The sequence below is a fragment of the Streptomyces sp. DvalAA-14 genome, assembly GCF_900091855.1.
Lineage (GTDB): Bacteria > Actinomycetota > Actinomycetes > Streptomycetales > Streptomycetaceae > Actinacidiphila.
The window spans coordinates 1-4,381 of the sequence record NZ_FMCH01000338.1 but is presented as its reverse complement, the minus strand read 5'-3'; the positions used below and the strand labels follow the sequence as shown (position 1 = coordinate 4,381).

Here is a 4,381-nt window from a genome sequence, read left to right as displayed (position 1 = left end):
GACGCCGGCCGGGACCGCGACGCGACGGCGACCGCGACGGCAACGGCAACGTCAACGGCAGACGGCGGCCGCACCGGCCACAGATCGACGGGCCGGCCGGCGGCCGGGCCGCGGTGCGCCGGCTGCAGGGAGAAGGGCCGCGGGGAGCCCGCCCGCGCCCGGCAACGGTAAGGGGCGCCCCTCCAGTGATGGGCGCCCCTTACCGACAGCGGGCGCGGACCGTGAGGCCCGCACCGGCACCGGCCTCAGATCCGGCTGAGCCTGATGACCGGGATGTCCCGGTCGGTCTTCTGCTGGTAGTCCTCGTACGGGGGGTACACCTCGACCAGATGCGGCCACACCCGGGCCTTCTCCTGCGCCGACAGCACTTCGGCGCGCGCCGCGAACCGCTCGCCCAGCACCCGCAGATGGACCTCGGGGTGCTCCTGGAGGCTGGGGAACCACTTGGGGTGCTGGGGCGCGCCCCCCTTGGAGGCGACGATCAGGTAGTCGTCGCCGTCACGGCCGTAGATCAGCACGGTGCGGCGCCAGTCACCGCTGACGCGGCCGCGGTAGTCGAGCAGCAGGCAGGGGGAGCCCCGGAAATCGGTGCCTTCGGTGCCGTCGGACTCCTCGTAGCGGCGGGCCTGCTCGGCCACCCAGGGCTCGGGGCTGATCTTGACGGTGGCCGGGTCGTAAAGGGTCATGCACGTGCCTCCAGGACGTCTGTGGTCGGCGACGGTCGCCACCCTGTGCCCGTCTGCCCCGCCCGGGGGGTCACAGACCCGGGGCGCCCCAGACCGGGAACCAGCGCGACAGGTCGTTCTCCAACCGGAGATCGTTGCCGACCAGCGCCTTGATCTGAAGCTCCAGCGCGCTGTCCCGCTTCTCACCGGGCAGCGGGGCGAACGGGTAGAAACTCCCCCGCTTGTAAAGATAGACCAGCGCCAGCGAACGGCCGGCCGGGTCCTTGAAGCCGACCAGCGAACACAGCAGCTGCGGTCCGAAGCCGTGCTCCTCCAGGGCGGAGTTCACCGCGTGCAGATCGGTGACGAGATCGGTGACCGCGGCCGGGTCGTGCCGGGCCAGCAGCCAGGTGTAGCCGTAGGCGTCCTGCGTGGCCTCGACCGACAGCAGCGCGTCCAGATCCTGCCGCATCTCGGCGAAGGCGCCGCCCTCGACCGCGGCGAAGCAGACCGAGCCCAGCCCGGTGGGCCGCAGCTCGCTGGCCGCCTCCAGCGTGATGGCGGCGGAGCTCAGGCCGAAGAGCTGGTCGAGGTCGGGGCGGACCGGTTTGGTGCGGCCCAGCAGTACGTCCAGCAGACCCATCAGCGGCGGTCCAGTTCGAGGGTGATCCGGCCGAGCTGCTCCAGGCGCTGTTCGAGGCTGGGGTGGGTGGACAGCAGCCGGGAGATGGACGGGCCGTTGGTCAGGGCGGGCGCGAAGAAGAACGCGTTGAAGGGCTCGACCTTGCGCAGGTCCCGGGTCGGGATGGCGGCGATCTGGCCGCTGACCTTGGTGAGCGCGGAGGCCAGCGAGGAGGGGCGGCCGGTGAGCAGCGCCGCGCTGCGGTCGGCGGACAGCTCGCGGTAGCGCGACAGCATCCGGGTGAGCAGGAAGCTGATGATGTAGACGACCGCGCTGATCAGCGGCACCAGGATCACCAGGGCCGCGGTGCCGGGATCGCGGGCCCGCCGGAAGCCGCCCCACAGTCCGATCCGGGTGACGACACCGGCCAGGATGCCCAGGAAGGAGGCGATCGTCATCACGGCCACGTCCTTGTGCGCGACGTGGGACAGCTCGTGGGCGATGACGCCTTCCAGTTCGTCGGGCTCCAGCCGCCGCAGCAGGCCGGTGGTGGCGCACACCAGGGTGTTCTTCTGGTTGCGGCCGGTGGCGAAGGCGTTCGGCACGTCGGAGTCGGCGATGGCGACCCTCGGTTTGGGCAGGTCGCCGAGCGCGCAGATCCGGTCCACCACGCCGTGCAGCTCCGGTGCCTGTTCGGGGGTGACCTCGTGGGCGCCCATGCTGAAGGCGGCGATGCGGTCGCTGAACCAGAACTGGGCGATGAACAGGATGCCGGCGATCACCAGGATGATCGGCCAGGATCCCTGCAGCAGGACCAGCAGCGCGCCGACGAAGACGACGTACAGCAGTCCGATCAGGAACATCGTGACGACCATCCGGGTCGTCAGTCCCCGGTCTGGCGCGAAGCGGTTACGGTTCATGTGCCCCTCCCGAGTCGTGCGGGGCGCGGGCCGCCGGCCGCGACCCGTCGTGCTCCGTGGGCGGACCCAGCCTTGGTGCTGTATCCACCCAATGGTTGCAACGACGGGCACCGCCCGAGGGGTTCCGCTCTCCGGGTGCTTATCCGGAGTTTTACCCTTCTCGGGCCGGTGTGACCTCCTGCGCGTCGCCCGTCCGGGGGGCGGGGACGCCGTCAGGCCCCTGAGCTGGTCACGTCGAGCACCAGCTTGCCGATGGTGCGGCGCGCCCGGAGGTCCTCGTGGACGCGGGCGGCCTCGGCCAGCGGGTGGACCCCGCCGAGCTGCGGCCTGAGGCGGCCCTCGCCGATCATGGTGAGCAGTTCCGCGACCGGTTCGCGGTACATCCCGGGGCGGCCCACGCAGTGGGCGAGCCAGAAGCCGACGACCGAGCGCGAGCGCCCCATCAGCTGGGCGGCCTGCAGCGGGGTGGCCGGGGTCCGGGACGCCATGCCGTAGGTGACGAGCCGGCCGAAGGGTGCCAGCGCGGCGAGCGAGGCGTCGAAGACCGGGCCGCCGGTCATCTCCAGCACGACATCCACCTTGCTGCCGCCGTTGGCCTCGATCAGGCGCTCCTTGAGTCCGTCCGGGCCGCCGTCGATCGCGATGTCGGCGCCGAGTTCCAGGGCGAGCTCGCGCTTGTCCTTGGAGGAGGCGGTGGCGATGATCCGGCCGGCGCCGTAGGCCTTGGCGAGCTGCACGGCGAGCGAGCCGGTGCCGCCGGCCGCCGCGTGCACCACGACGCTCTCGCCGGGTGCCAGCCGGGCGGAGGTGCGCAGCAGGTGCCAGGCGGTGAGGCCCTGTACGACCACCGCCAGCGCCTGGGCGTCGGTGACACCCTCCGGTATGTCGACCGCGAGCTGCTCCGGGGCGACGGCCTGCTCGGCGTAGCCGCCGTTGCCGGGCAGCAGCGCGACCACCCGGCGCCCGTCGGGGGTGTGGCCGGCCACCTCGCCGCCGGGCACCATGGGCAGCGGGGAGCGCGTGAGGTAGGAGTTCTCCACCGTGTGGGTGTCGGCGTAGTTGACGCCCGCGGTGTCGACCCGGATCAGCAGCTCGCCGGGACCCGCCACCGGATCCGGCACTTCGGCCTCGTGCAGTACCTCGGGGCCGCCGAACTCGGTGATCTGGATGGCGCGCACGCTGGGCTCCTCCGCGGCAGACACGGTCCTCCCGGCCGGGAGGACCTCTCCGCAGAGATTACCGACTAGTCGGTATGGGGCATAGTCCCGACGGCAAGCCTCAAGGCAGGACCCGCAGGACCCGGAAGCAGGATCCGCGGCATGCCCCCGGCGTCAGCCGACCGGCACCGGCCGCGCCGGCGCCGGACCGACGTACCGGGCCGCCGGACGGATGATCTTGCTGTCCTCGGCCTGCTCCAGGATGTTGGCGCTCCAGCCGACCACCCGCGCGGCGGCGAAGGTCGGCGTGAACATCTCGCGCGGCAGCCCGCACAGCTCCATCACCACCCCGGCGAAGAACTCCACATTGATGTGCAGGTCACGGCCGGGCTTGAGCTCGGCGAGCACGGCCTCGGCGGATTCCTCGACCCGCACCGCGAAGTCCACCAGGTCCCCGCCGAAACTCCGCGCGATGCCCTTGAGCAGCCGCGAGCGCGGGTCCTCGGTGCGGTAGACGGGGTGGCCGAAGCCCATGATCCGGTCGCCGGCCCCGATGTGCTCCCGCAGCCAGCCGTCGATCCGTCGGGGGTGCCGATGGCGTCCAGGGTGTCCAGCGCGCGGCTGGGCGCGCCGCCGTGCAGCGGTCCGGACAGCGCGCCGATCGCGCCGACCAGGCAGGCGGCGAGGTCGGCGCCGGTGGAGGCGATCACCCGGGCGGTGAAGGTGGAGGCGTTGAAACCGTGGTCGACGGTGGAGATGAGATAGCGCTCGATCGCCCGCGCCGTGGCCGGATCCGGCTCCCGCCCGGTCAGCATGTAGAGGTAGTTCGCCGCGTGCGGCAGGTCCTCGCGCGGCTCGACCGGTTCGAGGCCCTGCCCGAGCCGGTACAGCGCGGTGAGCAGCGTGGGTACGGCGGCGCAGGCGGCCAGCGCGTCGGCCCTGCGCCGCTTCGGGTCGATGTCGTACAGCGGGCGGAATCCGGCGGCGGCGCCGGTCAGCGACAGCGCGGTCCGCAGC

Annotated in this window: 4 protein-coding genes and 1 pseudogene; all 5 read right to left on the bottom strand. The window is 72.3% G+C overall.

What is annotated here, in order from left to right:
• Positions 1 to 245: 245 nt before the first annotated feature.
• The gene (locus GA0115240_RS17170; protein ID WP_093737544.1) at positions 246 to 686 is read right to left on the bottom strand and encodes a nitroreductase family deazaflavin-dependent oxidoreductase; all 441 of its coding nucleotides are present in this window, start codon (positions 684 to 686) and stop codon (positions 246 to 248) included.
• 70 nt (positions 687 to 756) lie between these two features.
• The gene (locus GA0115240_RS17165) at positions 757 to 1,308 is read right to left on the bottom strand and encodes a PspA-associated protein PspAB (RefSeq protein ID WP_093737543.1); all 552 of its coding nucleotides are present in this window, start codon (positions 1,306 to 1,308) and stop codon (positions 757 to 759) included.
• Entirely contained in the window at positions 1,308 to 2,207 is a 900-nt protein-coding gene (gene htpX / locus GA0115240_RS17160; protein ID WP_093737542.1) for a zinc metalloprotease HtpX, read from the bottom strand. Before htpX ends, GA0115240_RS17165 begins: the two co-directional genes overlap by 1 nt.
• Before the next feature lie 212 nt (positions 2,208 to 2,419).
• Positions 2,420 to 3,385: a quinone oxidoreductase family protein gene (locus tag GA0115240_RS17155; RefSeq protein ID WP_093737541.1), complete on the bottom strand. Its 966-nt coding sequence runs from the start codon at positions 3,383 to 3,385 to the stop codon at positions 2,420 to 2,422.
• A gap of 153 nt (positions 3,386 to 3,538) precedes the next feature.
• Positions 3,539 to 4,381 (bottom strand): annotated as a pseudogene (locus GA0115240_RS17150) (citrate/2-methylcitrate synthase); the annotation flags it as partial.

Excerpts from the sequence above, each read along its gene's own strand:
- GA0115240_RS17170 (WP_093737544.1), bottom strand. The coding sequence starts at position 686 with ATGACCCTTTACGACCCGGCCACCGTCAAGATCAGCCCCGAGCCCTGG.
- GA0115240_RS17165 (WP_093737543.1), bottom strand. The coding sequence starts at position 1,308 with ATGGGTCTGCTGGACGTACTGCTGGGCCGCACCAAACCGGTCCGCCCC.
- htpX (WP_093737542.1), bottom strand. The coding sequence starts at position 2,207 with ATGAACCGTAACCGCTTCGCGCCAGACCGGGGACTGACGACCCGGATG.